The sequence below is a fragment of the Bradyrhizobium sp. UFLA01-814 genome (assembly GCF_046718885.1).
Taxonomy (GTDB): Bacteria; Pseudomonadota; Alphaproteobacteria; order Rhizobiales; family Xanthobacteraceae; genus Bradyrhizobium; species Bradyrhizobium elkanii.
Genome location: NZ_JAQOSR010000049.1, coordinates 1 through 20,777 on the forward strand (window position 1 = coordinate 1; position 20,777 = coordinate 20,777).

The 20,777-nt window shown below is 63.0% G+C and carries 22 protein-coding genes; 10 read left to right on the forward strand and 12 right to left on the reverse strand.

The genetic code is table 11. From position 1 onward, the window contains the following. Positions 1-422 precede the first annotated feature (422 nt). Positions 423-1,355, reverse strand: coding sequence for a LysR family transcriptional regulator (locus PMN64_RS16975; protein WP_411781440.1), 933 nt, complete (start codon positions 1,353-1,355; stop codon positions 423-425). 114 nt (positions 1,356-1,469) lie between these two features. On the opposite strand from PMN64_RS16975, the gene PMN64_RS16980 reads away from it, so the two are divergent. Further along, positions 1,470-1,796: a hypothetical protein gene (locus PMN64_RS16980; protein ID WP_304496302.1), complete on the forward strand. Its 327-nt coding sequence runs from the start codon at positions 1,470-1,472 to the stop codon at positions 1,794-1,796. Positions 1,797-1,842: 46 nt separating this feature from the next. Further along, positions 1,843-2,316 (forward strand): hypothetical protein, encoded by a 474-nt coding sequence (locus PMN64_RS16985; RefSeq protein WP_304496303.1) that lies wholly within the window; start codon positions 1,843-1,845, stop codon positions 2,314-2,316. 69 nt (positions 2,317-2,385) lie between these two features. Here PMN64_RS16985 and PMN64_RS16990 read toward each other — a convergent pair whose 3' ends face one another. Both PMN64_RS16990 and PMN64_RS16995 read right to left on the reverse strand, forming a co-directional pair. Next, positions 2,386-2,775 carry an invasion associated locus B family protein gene (locus PMN64_RS16990; RefSeq protein ID WP_411781441.1) on the reverse strand — a complete coding sequence of 130 codons (390 nt, stop codon included), beginning with the start codon at positions 2,773-2,775 and terminating at the stop codon, positions 2,386-2,388. Continuing rightward, the gene (locus PMN64_RS16995) at positions 2,685-3,017 is read right to left on the reverse strand and encodes a hypothetical protein (protein WP_411781442.1); all 333 of its coding nucleotides are present in this window, start codon (positions 3,015-3,017) and stop codon (positions 2,685-2,687) included. Before PMN64_RS16995 ends, PMN64_RS16990 begins: the two co-directional genes overlap by 91 nt. A 294-nt stretch (positions 3,018-3,311) precedes the next feature. On the opposite strand from PMN64_RS16995, the gene PMN64_RS17000 reads away from it, so the two are divergent. Continuing rightward, the gene (locus tag PMN64_RS17000) at positions 3,312-3,776 is read left to right on the forward strand and encodes a GNAT family N-acetyltransferase (protein WP_069275393.1); all 465 of its coding nucleotides are present in this window, start codon (positions 3,312-3,314) and stop codon (positions 3,774-3,776) included. An 85-nt stretch (positions 3,777-3,861) separates the two neighbouring features. Further along, a complete protein-coding gene (locus PMN64_RS17005) occupies positions 3,862-4,896 on the forward strand; it encodes an AI-2E family transporter (protein ID WP_304496305.1) in 1,035 nt (344 codons plus the stop codon). On the opposite strand, the gene PMN64_RS17010 is transcribed toward PMN64_RS17005, so the two are convergent. Together PMN64_RS17010 and PMN64_RS17015 are read right to left on the reverse strand one after the other, a co-directional pair. Beyond that, positions 4,893-6,611 (reverse strand): metallophosphoesterase family protein, encoded by a 1,719-nt coding sequence (locus PMN64_RS17010; protein ID WP_369525534.1) that lies wholly within the window; start codon positions 6,609-6,611, stop codon positions 4,893-4,895. The genes PMN64_RS17005 and PMN64_RS17010 overlap by 4 nt on opposite strands. A gap of 238 nt (positions 6,612-6,849) precedes the next feature. Next, positions 6,850-7,989 carry an epoxide hydrolase family protein gene (locus PMN64_RS17015; protein WP_411781443.1) on the reverse strand — a complete coding sequence of 380 codons (1,140 nt, stop codon included), beginning with the start codon at positions 7,987-7,989 and terminating at the stop codon, positions 6,850-6,852. A gap of 190 nt (positions 7,990-8,179) precedes the next feature. Between PMN64_RS17015 and PMN64_RS17020 the strand changes: the two genes are divergently transcribed. Then, positions 8,180-8,635: a hypothetical protein gene (locus tag PMN64_RS17020; protein WP_304496308.1), complete on the forward strand. Its 456-nt coding sequence runs from the start codon at positions 8,180-8,182 to the stop codon at positions 8,633-8,635. A 9-nt stretch (positions 8,636-8,644) separates the two neighbouring features. Here PMN64_RS17020 and PMN64_RS17025 read toward each other — a convergent pair whose 3' ends face one another. The 5 genes from PMN64_RS17025 to xoxF5 all read right to left on the reverse strand — a co-directional run bounded on the left by PMN64_RS17025 (position 8,645) and on the right by xoxF5 (position 13,903). Next, entirely contained in the window at positions 8,645-9,598 is a 954-nt protein-coding gene (locus PMN64_RS17025; protein WP_411781444.1) for a hypothetical protein, read from the reverse strand. Positions 9,599-9,735: 137 nt separating this feature from the next. Further along, positions 9,736-10,299, reverse strand: a complete 564-nt coding sequence (gfa, locus tag PMN64_RS17030; protein ID WP_018272871.1) for an S-(hydroxymethyl)glutathione synthase — start codon at positions 10,297-10,299, stop codon at positions 9,736-9,738. A 33-nt stretch (positions 10,300-10,332) separates the two neighbouring features. Continuing rightward, positions 10,333-11,442: an S-(hydroxymethyl)glutathione dehydrogenase/class III alcohol dehydrogenase gene (locus PMN64_RS17035; RefSeq protein ID WP_411781445.1), complete on the reverse strand. Its 1,110-nt coding sequence runs from the start codon at positions 11,440-11,442 to the stop codon at positions 10,333-10,335. Positions 11,443-11,492: 50 nt separating this feature from the next. Next, positions 11,493-11,975 carry a c-type cytochrome, methanol metabolism-related gene (locus tag PMN64_RS17040; RefSeq protein WP_411781466.1) on the reverse strand — a complete coding sequence of 161 codons (483 nt, stop codon included), beginning with the start codon at positions 11,973-11,975 and terminating at the stop codon, positions 11,493-11,495. A 122-nt stretch (positions 11,976-12,097) separates the two neighbouring features. After that, positions 12,098-13,903, reverse strand: a complete 1,806-nt coding sequence (xoxF5, locus tag PMN64_RS17045) for a lanthanide-dependent methanol dehydrogenase XoxF5 (protein WP_304496310.1) — start codon at positions 13,901-13,903, stop codon at positions 12,098-12,100. 420 nt (positions 13,904-14,323) lie between these two features. Between xoxF5 and PMN64_RS17050 the strand changes: the two genes are divergently transcribed. Next, positions 14,324-15,298: a helix-turn-helix domain-containing protein gene (locus PMN64_RS17050; RefSeq protein WP_016847804.1), complete on the forward strand. Its 975-nt coding sequence runs from the start codon at positions 14,324-14,326 to the stop codon at positions 15,296-15,298. Positions 15,299-15,328: 30 nt separating this feature from the next. Beyond that, the gene (locus tag PMN64_RS17055; protein WP_304496311.1) at positions 15,329-15,742 is read left to right on the forward strand and encodes a YkvA family protein; all 414 of its coding nucleotides are present in this window, start codon (positions 15,329-15,331) and stop codon (positions 15,740-15,742) included. Here the strand turns inward: PMN64_RS17055 and PMN64_RS17060 are convergent. Further along, positions 15,739-17,103 carry a histidine kinase gene (locus PMN64_RS17060; RefSeq protein WP_411781446.1) on the reverse strand — a complete coding sequence of 455 codons (1,365 nt, stop codon included), beginning with the start codon at positions 17,101-17,103 and terminating at the stop codon, positions 15,739-15,741. The genes PMN64_RS17055 and PMN64_RS17060 overlap by 4 nt on opposite strands. Before the next feature lie 181 nt (positions 17,104-17,284). Between PMN64_RS17060 and PMN64_RS17065 the strand changes: the two genes are divergently transcribed. Both PMN64_RS17065 and fghA read left to right on the forward strand, forming a co-directional pair. After that, complete coding sequence (locus PMN64_RS17065; RefSeq protein WP_016847801.1) at positions 17,285-17,905, forward strand: response regulator transcription factor; 621 nt, start codon at positions 17,285-17,287, stop codon at positions 17,903-17,905. 30 nt (positions 17,906-17,935) lie between these two features. Next, the gene (gene fghA / locus PMN64_RS17070) at positions 17,936-18,775 is read left to right on the forward strand and encodes an S-formylglutathione hydrolase (RefSeq protein ID WP_411781447.1); all 840 of its coding nucleotides are present in this window, start codon (positions 17,936-17,938) and stop codon (positions 18,773-18,775) included. Between the two features lie 148 nt (positions 18,776-18,923). Here the strand turns inward: fghA and PMN64_RS17075 are convergent, their stop codons facing one another. After that, complete coding sequence (locus tag PMN64_RS17075) at positions 18,924-19,439, reverse strand: DUF3280 domain-containing protein (protein ID WP_411781448.1); 516 nt, start codon at positions 19,437-19,439, stop codon at positions 18,924-18,926. A 156-nt stretch (positions 19,440-19,595) separates the two neighbouring features. Here PMN64_RS17075 and PMN64_RS17080 point away from each other — a divergent pair, with 156 nt between their 5' ends. Then, complete coding sequence (locus tag PMN64_RS17080) at positions 19,596-20,777, forward strand: ABC transporter substrate-binding protein (protein ID WP_411781449.1); 1,182 nt, start codon at positions 19,596-19,598, stop codon at positions 20,775-20,777.

Sequence of the window (20,777 nt, forward strand, 5' to 3'; positions counted from 1 at the left end):
ACGGCGTCAAGCGCCAAGGACCCAACGGCTTCCCGCCCACCCTCATCCTGACAGACTTCCAAGACACAGGGACCCATAACCACAGGGTTGCGTTGTTGAGAGCAGACTGTGGCCCCAGCGTCGGGCAACAATTCGCATTCGTGGTAATGGGTCCCGGCCTTCGCCGGGACGACGCCGCGTGTGGTGTCGCCTGCGAGTCAAACATCCGCATTTTCACAACATGATTTGTCTGAGTTCCGCTCTTCGTCTCGCCCTCTCGTTGAAGAGGGCGCAAGGAAAGCCGGGTGCCGATCGCGCGATTTGGCCGTCGGGGTGATTTTTCGCAGGTCAATTGATCTGCGCCCGCCGCAATTGCGGGATCACCTCTTCGCCGAACAGCGCGAACGATTCGCACCAACGCGCCGCCGCCCAAGACGCGCCCCTCACATTTCGGCTGCCAGCTGGGCCACCTGGTTTCGCAACCAGGCATGGGCTGGATCGTGATCGTAGGAGGCGTGCCACAGCAACGTCACCGGCATCTCGCTCAGCTCCACCGGCGGCGGGCTGAGGCTGAGCCCGAGCTCGGCGGAGAACCGCGTGGCCAGGCGCGCTCCCATGGTGACGATAACGGGCGCAAGCGCCACCAGATGCGGGACGGTAAGGAAGCGCGGCGTGGTCAACGCAACGGTACGCTGCAGTCCCAGCTTGTCGAGCGCTTCGTCCACAATTCCGCGCACGCTGCGCGCCGGCCGCAGGCTGGTCAGCACATGCGGAAGCCGCACGTAATCCTCAAGCGAGATCGGCGGCGGGATACCGGTCTTCTCGGCATTGAACATGCACACGAAGCGCTCGGTCAGCAGCGTGCGCCGCTTGTGATGCAATTGTCCCTGCGGGAGCGGCCCGTGGGCGACGGCGAGGTCCAACTCGTCGGCGTCGAGGTCATCGAGCAGCCGGGACGCATCGACGTTGTAGAGCCGGAAGTGAACGCCGGGTGCGATCTCGCGCATGCGCGCCAGGAGAACGGGCATGATCAGGATTTCCATACTGTCCGATAGTCCGAGCCTGAACGTCCGCACTGCCGTGGCCGGGTCGAAGGTCTGATCGCGCAGGACCACCGCCTCGACATGTGCGAGCGCGGTGCGCACCGGCTCGCGCAGGGTTGCTGCACGCGGGGTGAGACGCATGCCGTCAGCCCCTCGCGTCAGAAGCTCGTCATCGAACAGCTCGCGCAGGCGGGCAAGGTTGTGACTCATCGCGGATTGGCCAATCCCGACGCAGGCGGCTGCCCTTGTCACGCTCCGTTCGGTCAGCAGGGCATCGAGATGAACCAGCAGATTCAAGTCGATACGACCTAAATTGACGGTATCGATGGCCATTATCGATCCTATCTGTTTGATCGATGATCATAGCCTGACCATCTCTTGCGGCAAGGGGCGGACGGGCCATCGCCCGCCGCCCAGGTCAACACCCTCAAGCCAATGGAGGATCTCATGTCGATCCGCAGCACAATTCTCGCCGCCGCCTTCACCCTGGCCTCACTGGGAGCCACGCACGCAAGCCCGCTCAGACCAATCGAAGGCCGAAGCATCCATCTCGGCGATCTGTCCGGCGTCGTCTACTACACGGTCGAGCCTGATGGATATCGCGTCGTGACCACACTCGCACAGGGCGATGCCGGAACGCCGGTCCGCTTCGTGTCGGTGCTGTCACCCGGTCAGCGTGCCCTGCTCTCGACGCCGAACCAGGCGGCCGCACTGGAGATCAGCCGCAACGGCGACAGCCTGACCCTGCGCAAGTCGGGCGCACTCTCCAACTAGTTCCGACGCCGCCGGTGCCTTTCGATTACCAGTGCAGGAGCCACAGATGTCCACGATCCGCCTTCATCGCACGACGAGCCTGACGCCCGAGCAGTACGTAGCCGGCCTCACCGACTTCGGGCCGGGCCGCTCGAAGCTCTTCGCCAACAGTGCCGACGCCGATCTCAAGGTGCATGATCGCGGACCTCTGCATGCCGACGTGACGGAAGGCTCGGGCGGCATCTGGGAACGCCTGCACTACGACTGGTCAGATCCCGACCATGTCGTCCTGACAACGGCCGATTCCAATGTGTGGGGCGGAGCGTCGGGCCACATCTACCACTTCACGCGCCGACCCGATGGCAGCACCGACATCGACGTGGTCGTGGTGCGCGACGGCAAGAACCTGAAGGGATGGATCGTCGGTCTCGTGCTCCGCACCGTCGGCAGAGGCGTCTTGGAGAAAGCGTTCGAAAACTCGGTCAAGGCGATGGAGGCCCGGAGTGCTGCCGCCAGCCGTCGCGATCGGGTCGCCGCATAGCGCCCACCCTGCACCCGCCGCGCGACTGAAGTTCGGCCCCGCGGCCTCGCAGCGCGAGACCTGCGCGTGTCAGCTTCCGAGTTGAATGGTGCGCTCCAGCGCCGCGGCGAAGCCGTTGAGAGGGACGTTAAAGACGACCGCCTGCCCGTTGCTGATGTTCTGGGCGGCAACGGTGAGCGTTTTGGCCCTGCTGATGGTGTCGGTCACGACCGTGGGAAAGGATACCGGCAGCAGGCAGCCTTGCGCCGTGCAGGTGGAAAAGCGCGTCTGCTCCAGATCCTTGCCGTCCAGCCTGAGGACGGCGCCGGCGTCGAACTTCAGCCCGAACGGCATCAATATGTTGCCTTCGGCCTTTCCGTCCCTGGGAATCAGTTCGATGGCGAAGATTGCTGATTGGTTTCCTTGGCGAGCTGTGTCTGCCCGAGGGTACACAGCTTGGCCCCGCCGTCGAGCTGGCATTTGACGATCCAGTCTCCGTAGGTCTCGCTGATCGCGGAAGCGCCCTTGGGAAGCTGGACGGCGCGGACCACGCCATCCATCGCGGACGTCTGGCTCCGTGTGTCGATCGGCATGGAGGCGGTGCTCCCACTGGCATCCGACACATCGGGAGTTCGGGCGGCTTGCGCCGCACCGACGCCGGCCATGACGACGAGAACGACGATCGCCCGAAAACGCCTGTCTGCTGCGCTGACCGTCACCATTGCATTCGCTCCGCCACGTTACGTCCCGAAACCGACCTGCCTTTTCGTCGGCATATTTGTGGGTATAATTCCCACGTACTCGAGGTACGAATACTTGGAGAACCGCTGATATGCAAGAGCTGATCGCTGCCGGTGTAATTGTCGCGATTGTTGCATTCTGCAGCGGGTATTTCTGGGCAATTGCACGTGAAGTCAGGACGACCGCGAACAAGCGACAACGCAAATGGTAGTCCGGCGCCGTCACCTTGCTCCCGTGATTTGCCCGCGGGACGCGTTTTCAACTAAGCTCGCCGGATGGACATGCTCGTCAAGCTCTACGCCCTGCCCGATTCCCGGCCCGCCTATGATCGATTGCTCAAGGCCGGAATTGCGATGCGCCGCGCGCTCGCGCCTGAAAAGCACAAGGTCGTGGCCTGGGTGCGGGAGACATTCAGCGAGGCGTGGGCCAGCGAAGCCGAGGTCGCATTCAGCCGCCAACCGGTTTCCTGCTTCATCGCGATCCAGCAAAAGAAGATCGTGGGATTTGCCTGCCACGACGCGGCATGTCGCAACTTCTTCGGCCCGACCGGTGTTGCGCCGAAGGCGCAGCAGGGCGGAATCGGCAAGGCGCTGCTGTTCGCCTGCCTCGAGGACATGAAACACCAGGGCTTTGGCTATGCCATCATCGGCGGCGTCGGGCCGGCAGAATTCTATTCGAAGGCCGTCGGCGCCGTAGCCATCGAAGGCTCCGCGCCGGGAATCTATCGAGGATTGCTGTAGCTGCGCCGCAAGTCCCTTTCCGGTCTTGTCGCGCTACGAGACAGACTGACAATCTCTGCGTTCACGGAGGTCGGACAATTCAAGGATGGCGGGCGGGTTGAAGATCACGACCGGCATCATCGCCGCGGTGCTGCTCATTGCGGCGGTGGCTCAGGCGCGCAGCGTGCTCGCCCCGCTTGCGGCCGCCCTGTTCATCATCGCGATCGTCTGGCCCGTTCAGCAACGGCTCCAGTCGTGGATTCCGAAACTCCTCGCGCTCGCGGTTACCGTCGTCGTTACGACCGCAACCTGCGTCGCATTTGCCTCGCTGGCGGCGTGGGGGTTCGGTCGCGTCGGGCGATCATTGATTACAGATGCGGCGCGGTATCAAGCCTTCTACGATACCGCGGTGATCTGGCTCGACGGCCATGGCGTCTCGTTCGCCGGCCTTTGGGCGGAGCATTTTAATGTCGGCTGGCTGCTGCGCACCACGCAATACGTCACCGGCCGCGTCAATACCACGTTGAGTTTCTGGCTCGTCGCGCTGGTCTATGTCGTGCTGGGACTTCTCGAGGTCGAAGGAGCTGGTCGACGAATCCAGCGGTTGGAGAATCGCACCGCTGCGCGCGTCCTGCTCAAGGGCAGCAAAGCGACGGCCGCCAAGTTTCGCAAATATATGCTGGTGCGGACGCAGATGAGCGCGGTCACGGGTCTCTTGGTCGGCCTGTTCGCCGCCGTGACCGGACTGCCATTCGCATTCGAATGGGGCGTGATCGCCTTTGTCCTCAACTACATTCCTTTCGTCGGCCCTTTCATCGCGACGCTGTTCCCCACGCTGCTGGCTATGACGCAGTTCGAGAGCTGGCCCGCGGTGTTTGGTGTGTTCGCCTGTCTCAACGTCATCCAGTTCGTGGTAGGCAGCTATATCGAACCGCGGGTGGCCGGCTCGACATTGTCGATCTCGCCGTTCCTGGTGCTGTTTGCGATCTTCTTCTGGAGCTCGCTTTGGGGCCTGTTCGGGACCTTCATCGGCGTGCCGATCACGCTCGCTATTCTGACGTTCTGTGCCGAGAGTCCGTCGGCCGCCTGGATCGCTGATCTGTTCGGCGGATCGCACGAAGATAAGCCGGAAGCGTCCTAGCTTCTGGCAATCTCAACCCGCTCGGGCTCGGCGAGGCAGAGCTTCCGGTCCGGGCCGACCATCATTCTGTGGATATAAAAATAACTGACTGCATCGTCAGCTCCCATCACCGGCGACGGGGCCGAGACGACCTTCGACGCACCACACGTACCGATCCAATCGATATGCCGGTGACCGTGCATCACCACCGAGCGATCGGAAAACCTTTGCAACCTGCGTACAAACCAGCTGCCGTTGATCAAGGCCGTCCCGATGCGCTCGGCAAATGTCTTCACCGGCATGGGATATTCCATCAAGTGATGATGGAGCGCGATGGTCCAGCATGCCGTCGGGAAATGACGGATCGCAGCCTCCAACCGCCCCGTTTGCGCTTCCGAAACCAAACCGAGCGCGTTGGTGAAGGAGAAGTGGGTTTCGGCGTTGGAGTTGAGAATGGCGATCCCGAGGCCACCGTCCTGGTCCGGCGGTAGGATCATTGGGAATTGATCATCGAACAGGCCGCGGAGCGCCGCCGCGCGGCGCACGCCCCCGTGCTGCGCAAATTGCGTTATCCGATCATGATAAGGGGCCAGCGCCTGGTTCAACGTGGCCGACGGTTTGCCGTAACCGTCGATGACGCGCATGCGATCGCCCTGAACGGCCGCAATCGCCGACAGGGTACGCATCTGCCGGAGCCGCTTGCCTGGGCTGAACGGCAGGTCGAGGCGCGCAGGATTGGCACGATCCACGACGTTAACATCATGATTGCCCGGAAGCATGATGATGCGTGCTGCGAGCTCGGGATGACCTGCCAATGCATCGAGAAATTCCGCCCATTCGCCGGGCCGGCCGGCGTCCGTCATGTCGCCGCTGATCAGCACATGGTCGAGCGGATCAATGGTATGAATTTCGGCAAGGCGAGCCAACACGCGATTGAAGCGTTCGTTTCCCCGCGGACCGGCGGTCCCGCTTTCGATGCGGAAGCCGTATCGCTCGCCGACCACGTGGAGATCGGACAGATGCGCAACGCGCCAGCAGCGCGCTCCGGACGGCGCCGCGTCGAATCCGGCCAGGTCGGCCGGTTGTTCCGTACTGGCGTCGGCCACGCTCCAGGCCAGTGATGCGATCGCAAGATAGCAGGACACCAGCACCACGGCGTTCGCGAAGGTTGGCAGCACAAGACGATGGATCAGAACCAGGTCATTGATGGTCGCGGTCCATTGCGAAGCAGGCCAGGCCAGGGCCGCGATCGATGCCGCCCCCACAGAGAGCAGTATGCCGGCGCCGACCGAGCACCTGCGCCGCAGCGTAGTGCGAGAGGCAGGAGTTGGGCCGGTGCGCCAGAGCAGCTCCGCCAGATGGCCCAGCGCCTCGCGTGTGAAGGCATAACTCGGTTGGACCGCGAGCGCGTTCAGTGACCAGAAGCTTGTTTCCGCGACTTGTAACAGCGGTCGTCCGCCGAGCCATCCCAACGCCGCGATCACAACCAGCGCCAGCACGGCGCCCACTTCGGACAGGGCAAGGGCGTGCTGCGAAAGGCTCGAAATCCAGGCAGACGCGACCAGTGGCGCAAGGCCGAGCAGCACGCCCGGAAGCAGAAGCGAAATCGTCCAGGCGAACAACAGTTTCGCCGGGCTTATCTCAACCAGAAGGCTACCCACGATCGCCAACAACGAACGCTGTTCCGGGCTGGCGGCATTGTCCTCAAAGTCGCCGTGGCGGGGATCAAGCAGCACGCCGACGTCCTCCGTTGCACGGCGCATTCTGTCACAAACCGCTTCAGACCAACATACGCGCTCCCGGCCCTGGTGGGTTGCGTCGTTGACACCATGCTTACCTGGAGGTTTCGCCAGGGCCTTGATCGGGAGGCTGAGGCGATCGAGAGCGGATGGTTACAGCGGTCTCGAGGCGTGCCGCAGCTTGCTTGAGCATGATCTGTTCGGAAAACCGCTTCGCACTTTTCCGGATCATGCTTCAGCGCAGCTTGCCGAAGAATTCGCGCACCTCGCCGATGAACAGCTCGGGCTGCTCGAATGCCGAGAAATGTCCGCCTTTCGGCATCTCGCTCCAGTGCTGGATGTTGCTGAAGTTCGTCTCCATCCATTTGCGGACCGGCGTGACGATCTCCTTGGGGAACGCGGCAACGCCGGTCGGCACGCTCACCTTGTGCGGGGTTCGCTTGCCCGGCCCAAAACTTTCCCAATAGAGCCGCGCCGACGACGCGGCCGTTGCGGTGACCCAGTACAGCATGACGTTGTCGAGCAGTTCGTCGCGGCTGAGGATGTTTTCCGGATGGCCGTCGCAATCGGTCCAGGCCCAGAACTTTTCGAGAATCCAGGCCGCCTGCCCGCTGGGCGAATCCGTCAGGCCATAGCCGAGCGTCTGCGGCCGCGTGGACTGCTGCTTGGAATAGCCGGAATCCCAGTCGGCATAATATTTGATGCCGTTGAGCGCCCTCGTCTCCTCCGGCGTCGGCTGCCCCTCGACATTGGGCCGGGTCGACATCGCAAGCGTGATGTGAATGCCGGCGCAATGTGCAGCATCCTGCCCGCCGATCGCAGTCGTGACCGCGGAGCCCCAGTCGCCGCCTTGCGCGAAATAGCTGGCGTAGCCGAGCCGCTGCATCAGGACGGCCCAGGCCGTCGCGATCCGGTCGACGCCCCAGCCCGTCGCTATAGGCTTGGCCGAGAAGCCGAAACCCGGCAGTGACGGGCACACCACGTGGAAGGCATCGGCAGCACGGCCGCCATGCGCCACAGGATCGGTCAGCGGCTCTATCACCTTGTGGAATTCGACCATCGATCCCGGCCAGCCATGGGTGATGATCAAGGGCCGCGCCTCCGGATGCTTCGAGCGGACATGGATGAAGTGGATGTCGAGCCCGTCGATTTCGGTGGTGAACTGACTGAAGCGGTTGAGCCGCGCCTCGCGCTGCCGCCAGTCATAGGTCTCGGCCCAATAGTGGCAGATGTCCTTGATCCAGCGCAGCGGCGCGCCCTGGCTCCAGTCGTCGACCAGCTCGGCTTCCGGCCAGCGGGTCCGGCGCAGCCGGCCGCGCAGATCCTCGAGGACATCGTCGCTGACGGCGATGCGGAACGGGCTGATGGCGGTCATGGCGTCTCCCCGGGGATGCTGAACTTTCAGGGAAAGATAGGCTGGCGCGGGTCGCCGATCAAACCCCACGCCGCAAACCTCGCCTGCACGACAAACCGCGAAGTCTGCACGACAATATCCATTATCGGCACCGCGATCTTGCTAAGACAGCAGCTGCGATGGATCGACATCAAACGCGATCGAAGCGCTGATGTCGCAGGAGATGGAGCGCGTGGTGGTAAGCTATCTGATCAGCATCCATGACAGGCAAGATGCGGTGTTGAAGTTGGGATTGCCGCTGGTCATCGCATTCTTGTCCGCCTGGATCATGATCAGGAGATGGGTGAAAAAACCCGGAATCGATTCGACCGAGTTTTCACCGGCAGTCACGTCCGCCCTGTTTGCGCCCGTGCTCCTCGTCACCTACTTCTTCGTGCTGCAATCCATCCTGGAGACAGGCGTTACCGGTCACGCGTCGCTCGTCATCTCCTATGGCGTGCTTTTCGCACCGACATTTCTTCTGCTGGTTCCATTTGGGGTAGCCTCCCTCGTGAACGTGCGCCGAGGTCGGAAGGCGCTGCCCAATTGGCTGTTGAGTGCCGTATTTGCTGCCTGGCCGATCATGCAGGTGACGTGGGCGTTATGGCTGTTCGGCGAGTGGGAATAGCTCGCTGAGCTATTTGCCGATCGCCGCGTCGAGCAGCGCCTGGGCCTGCTTGGTGGCCGCGGCGAAGGCCGGCTGTTGCGGCGCGCGCTCGGTGAAGCAGCGCTTGAACGCGTCCTCGCCCTGCTGACGCAGGTCGCCGAGCTTGTCATAGGCCTGCTTCGTGATCTGCTTGCGCTGGAGCTTGTCGGCCGCTGCGTCGGCCTTCTTGTTGTAGTCGGTGCGGATCGCGGTGCAGGCCGGCGCTTGCACCGCCGGCTCGATCTCGCCATAGGCGACATACATCTTGCCGCCGGCGAGCGCCGCCACGAACACCTCGTCGGCCTTGTCGGGGAACGAATCCTGGGTGCGGCCGGCCAGGAAGCCGTAAGCCAGCGCGACGGACTCCGGCTTGGCGATCGGCAGCTCGTCGAAATTGACCACCGCGGCATCGGTCGAGATCGCCTGGGTGTAGAGGCCCTCGAACTTCAGCGCAGCATCGACCTGCTGCGGCACGTTCTTGCTGCCCTTGTCCCACCACGTCTTGTGTTCGTGCAGCCAGCGCGTGAACAGAGGCTCGGTGGTGACGATGATATGGGCTTTCGGCTCGACGAAGCTGCCGTCGGCGCGCTTTTCTCCGATCTTTGCCCCGTCCCTGCCGGTCTCGGCATCGAAGCGCAGGCCGTCCAGCATGCCGAACCCCATGTCGCCCTTATATAGAGTATCGAGGTTGAGCTGGGCGGGAGCAAAGCCCGGCCGGGCGGGCTGGGACAGGATGGCCGTCAGCTGCCCCTTCAGTTCGTCGCGCGCGGCCGCCTCAGCCTTGTCGACGGCCTCGTTGATCTTGTTGTCGCTCGACAGCTTGGCGAATTTGGCGATCGCGGCGTCACGCGCGGCGATATAGCGGTCTTCCGGCGACGCGGCGCGGGCCGGCGAAAGCAGCAGGATCGGGGAAATGACGAGGGCAAGGCGGAAAATAAAATGCATGCCCTGTGGTCGTCCGCAGGGCATGCAAGGTTCAAGGTCACGGGTACTACCAGCATATCCCTCGCCGGCAGATCCTCTGCCGGCGCAGGATCTCGTCAAGGCGAGCCGGTCAGGCCGCCCTTGTCACGGTGCCGTCGTCAGGCCGCTTTGGACTTCGCCACGTGGGTGGCGATCGCATCCATCAGCGGCGGCGACAGGCAATCATAGGGCTCGAGCCCAAGCTCCTTGAGCCGCGACCTGATCCCGGCCATATCGGACGGTTTGACGCCGGACTCGATCACCGATGACACGAAGGCGGCAAATCCGGGCGCAGCCGAGCCGGACTCCTGGAACAGCTCGGGATGGATGAAGTCGAGGCCATAGAACGGATGGCCCTTGTTCTCGATCCGGCCGTACATATGGGTGCCGCATCCGGTGCAGGCATGGCGCTGGATCACCGCCGCAGCGTCAACGATCTTCAGCTTGTCGCCGTTCTCCAGCACGGTGACGTTCTCGCGCGGAACCACCGCGACCACCGAGAAGGTGGCGCCCGAGGGCTTCCAGCACTTGGTGCAGCCGCAGGCATGGTTGTGGGCGACGTCGCCCTTGATGCCGACCTTGACCGGCTTGTCCGCGCATTTGCAGACCAGCGTGCCGCCGGCAAAACTGCCGGAGCCTTGCTTGACGCCATTGTCGACCGACGGGTGGATATGAACAGTCATTGACCTATCCTCCTAGTGCTTGGTGTTTTGATTTCAGAATACGACGACCGAACGGATCGATTTTCCCTCGTGCATCAGGTCGAAGCCCTTGTTGATCTCGTCGAGTTTCAGCACGTGGGTGATCATCGGATCGATCTGGATCTTTCTGTCCATGTACCAGTCGACGATCTTCGGCACGTCGGTGCGGCCGCGCGCGCCGCCGAACGCGGTGCCCTTCCAGACCCGTCCGGTGACGAGCTGGAACGGCCGGGTCGCGATCTCCTTGCCGGATTCCGCGACGCCGATCACCACCGAGACGCCCCAGCCGCGATGACAGGCTTCCAGCGCCTGCCGCATCACGTTGGTATTGCCGGTGCAGTCAAAGGTGTAGTCGGCGCCACCATCGGTGAGCCCAACCAGGTGCTGCACGATGTCGCCCGACACCTTGGTCGGGTTGACGAAATGCGTCATGCCGAACTGTTTGCCCCAGGCTTCCTTGGAGTCATTGATATCGACGCCGATGATCTTGTCGGCACCGACCATCTTGGCGCCCTGGATCACGTTAAGGCCGATGCCGCCGAGGCCGAACACGACCACGTTGGAGCCCGGCGTCACCTTGGCGGTGTTGACGACCGCGCCGACACCGGTGGTGACGCCGCAGCCGATGTAGCAGCTCTTGTCGAACGGCGCGTCCTCGCGAATCTTGGCCACCGCGATCTCGGGCAGCACGGTGAAGTTCGAGAAGGTCGAGCAGCCCATATAGTGGAAGACCGTCTTGCCCTTGTAGCTGAACCGCGAGGTGCCGTCGGGCATCACGCCCTTGCCCTGGGTGGCGCGGATCGCGGTGCAGAGATTGGTCTTCTGGCTCAGGCAGCTTTTGCACTGCCGGCATTCCGGCGTGTAGAGCGGGATCACATGATCGCCCGGCTTGACCGACGTCACGCCGGCGCCGACCTCGCGAACGATGCCAGCACCTTCGTGCCCGAGGATCGAGGGAAAGATGCCCTCGCTATCGAAGCCGTCGAGCGTATAGGCATCGGTGTGACAGATGCCCGTCGCCTTGATCTCGACCAGGACCTCGCCGGCCTTGGGGCCCTCCAGATCGAGTTCGACGATCTCAAGCGGCTTCTTTGCTTCAAATGCGACTGCGGCGCGGGTCTTCATCTTGGTCTCCACAAAACATCAAACAGGTTTCTCATTCGCGCCGGACACGCTCACTTCTTGTCGTCGTGACCCATGCAGGCGTCTTCCGCCTTTCCATAGGCTTCCGACTTGTCTTCGTGCTTGGCCGGCCGAACACGCCCAACCGCATCATTGGCGCGGGCGCGCAGGTAGACATAGAGGTCGTCCATGTAGCAGGCAACGTTCGGGTTATCGCCGAATGCCGGCATGACGTTTTCCTGCGCCGTCGAGACGTTCTTGCGCCCGCTCGCGACCACGCCCATGAAATCCGGATAGGTCATGGTCTTCAGCGAATTCGCCAGCGCCGGAGCGTAGGTCGATCCCATTCCGTCGGGACCGTGGCAGACGTGGCACTCCGAATGATAGCGGCGGTAGCCGGAGTAGGTGTACCAGTCCGTCGTGCCGTCAGGCGCGACCTTGAACGTCGGGTTTCCATCCTTGTCGAGATACTTGCCGTCCTCGGACTTGACGGCGGTCGGGTCGCCAGCGTCCTCGGCGGAGGCGACTCCACCCATTGCCACGACAAAGATCGCAGCACTCACAAACCAGATCTTACGCAAAAGCATATCCTCGCGTGCAGATTGAAGACGGACCGGCGCATGGAGATCGCCCATGCGCCGGAACGAGGTTGCTCAGCTCACTGCTGCGGCAGCGAGAACACGGTGAGCGTTCCGCCGAGCGCGGTGTAGTTGCTCAGCGCGGCATAGCCGCCGACTGCGCCGAGACCGGCCGTCGGATCAGTCAGACCGGCCGCAAGGCCGATGCCTGCCCAACCGCCAACACCCGACAGAATGGCGACGTACTGCTTGCCGGCATGCTCATAGGTGGTGACGTTGCCGATGATGCCGGACGGGGTCTTGAACTTGTAGAGCTCCTTGCCCGTCTTGGCATCGACAGCCTTCAGGTAGCCTTCCAGCGTGCCGTAGAACACCACGCCGCCGGCGGTCGCGAGCGCACCCGACCAGACCGAGAACTGCTCCTTGTTCGACCACACGATCTTGCCGGTCTTGCCGTCCCAGGCGATGAAGTTGCCCATGTTGGTCTCACCGGGAGGCGGATACATCGACAGCGTCGCGCCGACATAGGGCTGACCTGCGGTGTAGCTCACCTTGAACGGCTCGTAGTCCATGCAGACGTGGTTGGTCGGCACGTAGAACAGTTGCGTGTCCGGCGAGTAGGCTGCCGGCTGCTCGTCCTTCGAGCCGAGCGCGGCCGGGCAGATGCCCTTGACGTTGACGTCCTCACCGGCCTTGTCGGTCGACGCGGCATCAAGAACCTTCGGACGACCATAGGTCGGCGAGTCCTTCTTCATGTCGACGCCGGAGGTCCAGTTCACCTTCGGATCGTACTTCTCGGCGACCAGCAGTTCGCCGGTGGTGCGATCGAGGGTGTAGCCGAGGCCGTTACGGTCGAAGTGGGTCAGCAGCTTGCGCGCCTTGCCGTCGATCGACTGATCCGAGAGGATCATCTCGTTGACGCCGTCATAGTCCCATTCGTCATGGGGCGTCATCTGGTAGACCCACTTGGCAACGCCGGTATCCGGGTTACGCGCCCAGATCGTCATCGACCACTTGTTGTCGCCGGGACGCTGCTTCGGATTCCAGGTCGAGGGATTGCCCGACCCGTAATAGACGAGGTTCAGTTCGGGATCATAGGAGATCCAGCCCCAGGTCGCGCCGCCGCCGATCTTCCATTGATCGCCCTGCCAAGTCTTCAGGCTCGAATCCTTGCCGATCGGCTTGCCAAGCTCGGTGGTCTTGTCGTCGACCAGAAGCTGGTCATCCGGACCTTCCGAGTAGCCGCGCCAGACCTGCTTGCCGGTCTTGATGTCGTAAGCGGTCACATGAGCCTGGACGCCGAACTCACCGCCGGAAATGCCGAGCAGCACCTTGTCCTTGACCACCAGCGGCGCGGAGGTGCCGGTCGAGCCCTTGCTGGGATCGCCGTTCTTCACCGTCCATTCCACCTTGCCGGTCTTGGCATCGAGCGCAACCAGCGTGGTGTCGGCCTGGTGCAGGAAGATCTTGCCGTCGCCATAGGCAACGCCGCGGTTGACCGTGTCGCAGCACATCACCGGAATGACGTTCGGATCCTGCTTCGGTTCGTACTTCCAGACGATCTTGTTGTCCTGCGAAAGGTCAAGAGCATAGACCTTGTTTGGGAACGGGGTGTGGACGTACATGATGTTGCCGATGATCAGCGGGCCGCCCTCGTGGCCGCGCAGCACGCCGGTCGAGAACGTCCAGGCGACTTGCAACTTTCCGACGTTCGAGGCGTTGATCTGATTCAGCTTGGAGTAACGCTGATTGGCGTAGTCCCCGGCCGGCATCACCCAGTCTTTCGGGTTCTGCGACATCTTGTGGAGTTCGTCATTGGCGTTGGCAGCTCCGACGGCAAATACCGCCATTGCCCCAAGGCCGGTCGCGTAAAGCATCTTGCGCATCGTGGATTTCCTCCCAGGTTCAAGAACTCAAGGGTTTCCGCCGAAACGGCCCCACTTCTTCCATTTTGGTACCCCAGTCGTAGTCCTCTCGAAGCACGCTGACTTGCCCAAAAGAGAAGAGCCGTTTGCTCAAAAGCGAAGCTTCGTCAGATTTTTGTCGACCGGCCCTGAATTAGCTGGAAAGCTTGCTTCATGTTGCAGGGCATCAATCGCGGCCGGCGCGATCCGGATGCCAGATTGACGCGTGCTAAGGTTGCGCTTGACGAGCCCAGAACTAAGTCGGAGGATCACCCGACATTAACCGGGAAGAAATCCCGCCGCCTCCCTAAGCTATTCAGAATCAGGGAGAAGGCGCATCATCCCGGGCCAGACTTAAGCTCGGTGAGCAGTCACGTGGGGATCGAATCGGTGGCTGGAAAGATGTCCGATACAGTCCATTCTCTCAGCACGAACGGATTGACGCCCAAGCGGCAGATCCAGCGCTGGTCGGATGCGCTCACTGACCTTTGCGGCCAGTTCGACGTCGATGCGCTGGAAGGATCCTCGCTCGAAGCCCGGGTCAATTTCACGACAGTATCGCGATTGAAGCTGTGCCAGATCGAGGCAAGCCAGCACCGCATCGCGCACACCATCTCGCGCATCAAGCTGAGCGAGCACCCCTACATCAAGATCGTGTTCCAGACCCACGGCGTCTCGCATTTCGAGCAGGACGGCCTGCACTTCGACATCATGCCGGGCGACTGCTTCGCCTACGACGTGTCGTGTCCGCACACCATCATCAGCCCGTCGCTGACGCGGCACGAGGTTGTCATCGTTCCAAAGGACCTGCTCAAGGAGCGCGGCTTCCAGCTCTCCAAGATGGCACCGTGCAAGCTGTCGGCGCGCAACGGCACCGGCCGCATCGCCTATGATTTCGTCCATGCCGCCTTCGGCGAGGCACCGACGCTGACGCCGGTCAACGCCGTCGGCGTGGCCGATGCGCTGATCGACTTGCTGCTGTTGCCGCTGCGCGAGACCGGCGCCATGTTCGACCGCGGCAGCGCCGAGGCTACGTACGTGCGGGCCCAGGGCTTCATTCGCGAGCATCTACGCGATCCGGACCTCTGCATCGACCGCATTTCGGCGGCGCTCGGCTGTTCGAAGCGCTATCTGCACATGCTGTTCAGTGATCGCGGCATGACGGTCAGCGACTACATCTGGAAAGCCAGGCTGCAGAATTGCCGGCAGGAGCTGGAGTCCCAGAACGGCAAGACCATCACGGACGTCGCGTTCTCCTGGGGCTTCTCGAGCTCGTCGCATTTCAGCCGCGTCTTCCGGAAGTATTTCGGCATCGCGCCCTCCTCCGTCCACAAGGGCCTGCACGGCGGTATGCCGGCCGATGTGGTGCTGGAATAGCGGTTCCAGCCGACGTGCAGGCGTTGAGCCATGCCGTCCGCACTTTCCCCAATCAAGCTGTCCTCGATCAAGGTTTGGGCACGCAACCTCAAACGGGACAGCGTTGCGTTGTATCTCGCATCGCGTGATCCGCGTGTGCCCTGGTATGCCAAGGCCCTTGCCGTCGCCGTTGCGGCCTATGCACTGTCTCCCATCGATCTGATCCCGGATTTCATTCCGGTGATCGGCTATCTCGACGATCTGATCCTGCTGCCGCTCGGCATCTGGCTCGCGATCTCGCTCGTGCCGGACGAGGTGATGACGGAATGCCGTGCCAAGGCGAGCGCCGTCTTGCAGCGTCCGACCAGCCGGGCGGGAATGATCGCGATCGTCGTGCTCTGGATCGCCGGCGCAGCGGCGCTGGCTTGGGCGGCTTTCAGATACTGGCGACTGCCAATCGTCTAGGACCGTGCGGCCTTTGGCACGAGCGCCTCGACCGTCACGCCGTCATCGCTGGAACTGATGTTAAGCGTGCCGCCGAGCGCGAGGATCCGCTCCTGCATCCCGGTCAAACCGCGACCAAGCCTGTGATCCCTCAGCAGGCCGCGGCCGTTGTCACGAACCCGCACCAGCGCACAGTCGCGGCTGCCGCGGAGGCCTGCCTGCCGTTCCGCCGGTTCGATCGTGATATCGACCGCCGTTGCGCCAGCATGGCGGAACACGTTGGTGAGCGCTTCCTGGACGATGCGATAGATCGTGAGGTCGGCCATCTCGCCGGTATCGCCGAGCGCCGGCGAGATGCGGCTCTCGATCTCCACCTCCGGGTGGGTTTCGCTCCATAGCCGAACCAGCGCGCCGAGCGCTTCCGCAAGCCCGAGCTCGGCCAGTCCGACCGGCCGCAATCGCTCCAGAATCCGGCGCGTGAACTGCTGGAGCGCGTTGACCTGCTCGAGGATGGCGTTGCCGTGCTTGCGCAATGCCGCAGGGTCCGGCCGTTCGACTTCCGACAGCCGGGTCAGCGCGCCGGCATGCGCGCGCAGGGCAAACAGATAGGGCCCGAACTCATCGTGCAATTCGCGCGCGATCTCCTTGCGTTCGGAATCCTGCACCGAGACCGCGCGCTCGGCGAGCTGCCGCTTGCCCTCCACGGCGTCGCCAAGGGTCGCCGCCAAATGGTTCAGTTTGGCACAGATCGCGGCCAATTCCGGCGATCCGCCGGGCTCGACGCGTGCATCGTAGTCCCCGGCCTCGATGCCGGTCATGGCCTGCGACAATGCCTCCAGCGGCGCCAGCGCGCGGCCGACCACCAGCATGGTGACCAGAAGCAGCGCGACTGCGATTGCGGAGCCGACCTCGAGCTGGGTGACGATGCCGTCCCAGATCTCGGCGATTTCGTCGTCGGGATGCGAGGTGATGACCAGCGATTGCGGCTTGCCGTGCACCGAGATCGGCACCCGCACCGAAGTCTGCTCGGGATGGACCAGCGCGACGAACCACTGCGGCGGAGCGCGCGGATCGCCGGCGTCCTCGGGGCGATCAGGAGATTTTGCGGCCGCGCCATGCTGCCGCGTGATGCTGACATGACGCAGCCGGCTCAGATCCTGGACGATCTGGTCGAGCCTCGCATCGGGATCCGGCGCCTCGTCGAGACCGGCCACAATCGTCGCAACGAACTCGCGCGCCAGGCGGATCACGCTCTGGTCCTCGGCCTGGACACGCGGTCCCGCTTCCAGCACGAGCCGCGCAATATTGATGCCGAGGCCAAGCGCCAGGATCAGCGCCAGCAGCAGGTTGATCCGCGCGCGCAAGGATAGCTTTTGCCACATGACGTTGCCCCCGACCGCGATCCCTCCTCCGAGAGGATCGTTGACAGCCAAATTTGCCCGGCTATCTAATCGCACCCTATCGCAATCTCGCACGAGGTGCACAACCGGTCGGAACCGACCTGTCCTTCGCGCAAACCGATGTGATGACGAGTGAATCGAAGCAGGTCGCCGGAACAACGCCATGCGCATTCTGATCGTTGACGATCATCCCATCGTTGCCTCCGGCTGCCGCACGGTGTTTGCCGACGATCCCGAGATCACGTTGCTGGAAGCCGCCGATGCCGAAAGCGGCGAGCGGGCGTTCGTCGCGGAAAAGCCCGATCTCTGCGTGATCGACATCAACCTGCCGACGGTCTCCGGCTTCGAGCTGGCGCGACGCATCCTGACGCATGATGCATCTGCGCGCCTCATCATGTTCAGCATGAACGACGACCCGGTGTTCGCCGCCCGCGCCATCGACATCGGCGCCAAGGGCTACGTTTCGAAGACCGGCGATCCCAACGATCTGGTGGAAGCGGTGCGCGAGGTCGGCAATGGCGGCGTCTATCTGCCGCCGGCGATCGCGCGCAACGTGGCGTTTGCGCGGCCGGGTTTTGCGCAAAATCCACTCTCCAAGCTCACTTCGCGCGAGATGGAGATCCTGCGCCTGCTCAGTTCAGGCAAGAGCCTGTCGGAGATCGCCTGGCTGGTGCATTCGTCATACAAGACGGTCGCAAACACGTCATCGATCATGCGCCAGAAGCTTGGCGTTCGCACTTCGGCAGAGCTGGTGCGGCTGGCGATCGAGAGCGGCGTCGCCTGACGCAGCGCTCAAACCAAGAGGAATACGACAATGCAGACGGTTTCCCAGAACAAGTCGCATGGCGGCACGCAAGGCGTCTATCGGCATCCGAGCCGCGAGACCAAGACCGACATGACCTTCTCGGTGTTCGTCCCTGACCATGCGGCCGGCACCAAGCTGCCCGTCGTCACCTATCTGTCGGGCCTGACTTGCACCCACGCCAACGTCACCGAGAAGGGCGAATTCCGCCAGGCATGCGCCGAGCTCGGCCTGATCTTCGTCGCACCCGACACCAGTCCGCGCGGCGAAGGCGTCCCCGGCGATCCCGCCAATTCATACGATTTCGGGCTAGGCGCGGGCTTCTATGTCGATGCGACAGAGCAGCCGTTCGCGACCAACTACCGGATGTGGAGCTACGTCACCGAGGAATTGCCGAAGCTGATCGCCGAGCAGTTCCCGGTCGACACGATGCGGCAGTCGATCCTTGGCCACTCCATGGGCGGCCATGGCGCGCTGACGGTGGCGCTGCGCTATCCCGATCGTTATCGGGCGGCGAGTGCTTTTGCGCCGATCGTGGCGCCGTCGCAGGTGCCATGGGGCAACAAGGCGCTCGGCGGCTATCTCGGCAGCAACAAGCAGGCGTGGCGAAAGCACGACGCGGTAGCGCTGATCGAGGACGGCGCCCGCTTCTCCGATCTGCTGGTCGATTACGGCGATGCCGACGGCTTTCTCACCGAACAGCTGCGGCCCGAATTGCTGAAGGCCGCCTGCGAGAAAGCCAACATCCCCCTCACCCTGCGGCGTCAGCCGGGCTACGACCACAGCTATTACTTCATCTCGACCTTCATGGCCGATCATCTGCAGTGGCACGCCGCGCGGCTGAAGGCGTGATGCTTTCCCCAGCCAAGGCGGCGTGATACCAAAATATCGAAAACAACCCCATGCAAAGTAGCCGGCGGCGTTCAACCAGACGAGTTGACACGTCAGGCAACTCAGGGTTACTATTCTAATATTCCGAAATCATCCAAACGCCCGTCGCTCATCGTGCCTGCGGCGCGCCGTAATTCGGCGCGAGCAGGCGGTTGCGCACGAGGTAATCGGTGGCACGCGACCAGGATTCATCGGTGTTGCCGCGCATGTCGGCGCTCGCTGCCGCCACCAACTGCCCGCTATGCACGTCGCGCAGATAGAGATTGATGTTGAGGATCAGGTTGGAGACCTTCTGCACGACGCCCGTCATCGCGAGATCGGCGCCGAGTTCGCCGGCCAGCTTCACGTCGCATCCGCCGCAGGCCTGAAGATTGCTGCCGTGCGCCGCAGCATTGACGGGTGCGATATCGAGCACGAGGAACCTGCCTGATTCCGCAAGCTCCTTGCGCACCTGATCGCCGGTCCGGAGCAGCCGCGCCTGTTCGTCGGCACGCAGCCCTTCCACCTCCCCTTGAAGGCTAGTGTCGATCATCTCGAGGTCGAACACCGCGAGCTTGGGCGGTTCGGCGCCCGCCGCCGCAGACATCAGCAGTAAAGCTACGACGAAGACGAACGCTGATCTCATGATTGTGAACCAATCCAAATTTGGTACCACGCAACGACAAAAAGCGGGGTTGCAAGCCGGGCCAATTCCGGCATCTTGCATATCAACGCATGGCCAGAAAAGCGGTAGCTTCTCGAAAATGCCAATGCCGAATGAAGAAAGACTACGGGAGGAGTTATGTTGCGATGGCTGATCGGCACGATCGCGCTCAGCATGGTAGCGACCGGCGCGCTGGCGGCTGATCCCGTCGAAATCCATATCGGCTATCTCGGCCATGCCGGCATCAAATCGACGCTTTCGCTGCTCGAACAGCCGGCCGACAATGACGGCATCGCCGGCGCACGCCTTGCGATCGAGGACAACAATACGACCGGCAAATTCCTCAACCAACGCTTCGTACTTGATGAAGTGAAGGTCAAGGACAGCGACGATGTCGCCAAGGTTGCGACCGATCTCGCCGGCCGCAACGACTATATCATCACCGACCTGCCCGCCGACGCCCTGCTCAAGGTCGCCGACGCGCTACGCGACCGCGGCACCGTGCTGCTGAATGCCGGCGCGATCGACGATCGGCTGCGCGAGCAGGACTGCCGCGCCAACGTCATCCATGTCGCACCGACCCGCTCGATGCTGGCGGACGCGCTCGGCCAATACCTGGTGTGGAAGCAGTGGAAGCGCTGGCTGCTGGTGACTGGCTCGCATGATCAGGACAAGCTCTACGCCGACGCGCTGCGCCGCGCCGCCACGCGCTTCGGCGCCAAGATCGTGCAGGAACGGACATTCGAGGACACCGGCGGCGCGCGCCGCACCGATTCTGGCGTGACGCTGATCCAGCGTCAGATGCCGGTGTTCACGCAGCAGGCGCCGGCCTACGACGTGCTGGTCGCCGCCGACGAGAGCCAGGTGTTCGCGAACTATCTGCCCTACCGGACCTGGGACCCGCGTCCCGTGGCGGGCTCGGCGGGCCTGGTGCCGACCAGCTGGGACGCCGCGCACGACCAATGGGGCGCGGTCCAGATCCAGAACCGCTTCGTCAAGCTGAACATGCGCCGCATGACGGCACTCGACATGCAGGCCTGGACCGCTGCGCGCATGATCGGGGAAGCCACGTCCCGCACCAATTCGGGCGATCCCAGAACGGTCGTCGCCTTCCTCAGGGGCAAGGATTTCTCGATCGCCGCCTTCAAGGGCACGCGATTGACCCTGCGCGACTGGAATCTGCAGCTCCGTCAGCCGATCCTGCTGGCCGATGGTCGTATGGTCGTTTCGGTCTCGCCGCAGGAAGGTTTCCTGCATCAGGTCTCCGAGCTCGACACGCTCGGTGTTGACCGGCCTGAAACGAAGTGCAAGCTGCAGTGA

Coding starts and splice junctions, on each gene's coding strand:
- PMN64_RS16975 (WP_411781440.1), bottom strand. CDS start 1,355: ATGGCCATCGATACCGTCAATTTAGGTCGTATCGACTTGAATCTGCTG.
- PMN64_RS16980 (WP_304496302.1), top strand. CDS start 1,470: ATGTCGATCCGCAGCACAATTCTCGCCGCCGCCTTCACCCTGGCCTCA.
- PMN64_RS16985 (WP_304496303.1), top strand. CDS start 1,843: ATGTCCACGATCCGCCTTCATCGCACGACGAGCCTGACGCCCGAGCAG.
- PMN64_RS16990 (WP_411781441.1), bottom strand. CDS start 2,775: ATGCCAGCTCGACGGCGGGGCCAAGCTGTGTACCCTCGGGCAGACACA.
- PMN64_RS16995 (WP_411781442.1), bottom strand. CDS start 3,017: ATGGTGACGGTCAGCGCAGCAGACAGGCGTTTTCGGGCGATCGTCGTT.
- PMN64_RS17000 (WP_069275393.1), top strand. CDS start 3,312: ATGGACATGCTCGTCAAGCTCTACGCCCTGCCCGATTCCCGGCCCGCC.
- PMN64_RS17005 (WP_304496305.1), top strand. CDS start 3,862: ATGGCGGGCGGGTTGAAGATCACGACCGGCATCATCGCCGCGGTGCTG.
- PMN64_RS17015 (WP_411781443.1), bottom strand. CDS start 7,989: ATGACCGCCATCAGCCCGTTCCGCATCGCCGTCAGCGACGATGTCCTC.
- PMN64_RS17020 (WP_304496308.1), top strand. CDS start 8,180: ATGTCGCAGGAGATGGAGCGCGTGGTGGTAAGCTATCTGATCAGCATC.
- PMN64_RS17025 (WP_411781444.1), bottom strand. CDS start 9,598: ATGCATTTTATTTTCCGCCTTGCCCTCGTCATTTCCCCGATCCTGCTG.
- gfa (WP_018272871.1), bottom strand. CDS start 10,299: ATGACTGTTCATATCCACCCGTCGGTCGACAATGGCGTCAAGCAAGGC.
- PMN64_RS17035 (WP_411781445.1), bottom strand. CDS start 11,442: ATGAAGACCCGCGCCGCAGTCGCATTTGAAGCAAAGAAGCCGCTTGAG.
- PMN64_RS17040 (WP_411781466.1), bottom strand. CDS start 11,975: ATGGGTGGAGTCGCCTCCGCCGAGGACGCTGGCGACCCGACCGCCGTC.
- xoxF5 (WP_304496310.1), bottom strand. CDS start 13,903: ATGCGCAAGATGCTTTACGCGACCGGCCTTGGGGCAATGGCGGTATTT.
- PMN64_RS17050 (WP_016847804.1), top strand. CDS start 14,324: ATGTCCGATACAGTCCATTCTCTCAGCACGAACGGATTGACGCCCAAG.
- PMN64_RS17055 (WP_304496311.1), top strand. CDS start 15,329: ATGCCGTCCGCACTTTCCCCAATCAAGCTGTCCTCGATCAAGGTTTGG.
- PMN64_RS17060 (WP_411781446.1), bottom strand. CDS start 17,103: ATGTGGCAAAAGCTATCCTTGCGCGCGCGGATCAACCTGCTGCTGGCG.
- PMN64_RS17065 (WP_016847801.1), top strand. CDS start 17,285: ATGCGCATTCTGATCGTTGACGATCATCCCATCGTTGCCTCCGGCTGC.
- fghA (WP_411781447.1), top strand. CDS start 17,936: ATGCAGACGGTTTCCCAGAACAAGTCGCATGGCGGCACGCAAGGCGTC.
- PMN64_RS17075 (WP_411781448.1), bottom strand. CDS start 19,439: ATGAGATCAGCGTTCGTCTTCGTCGTAGCTTTACTGCTGATGTCTGCG.
- PMN64_RS17080 (WP_411781449.1), top strand. CDS start 19,596: ATGTTGCGATGGCTGATCGGCACGATCGCGCTCAGCATGGTAGCGACC.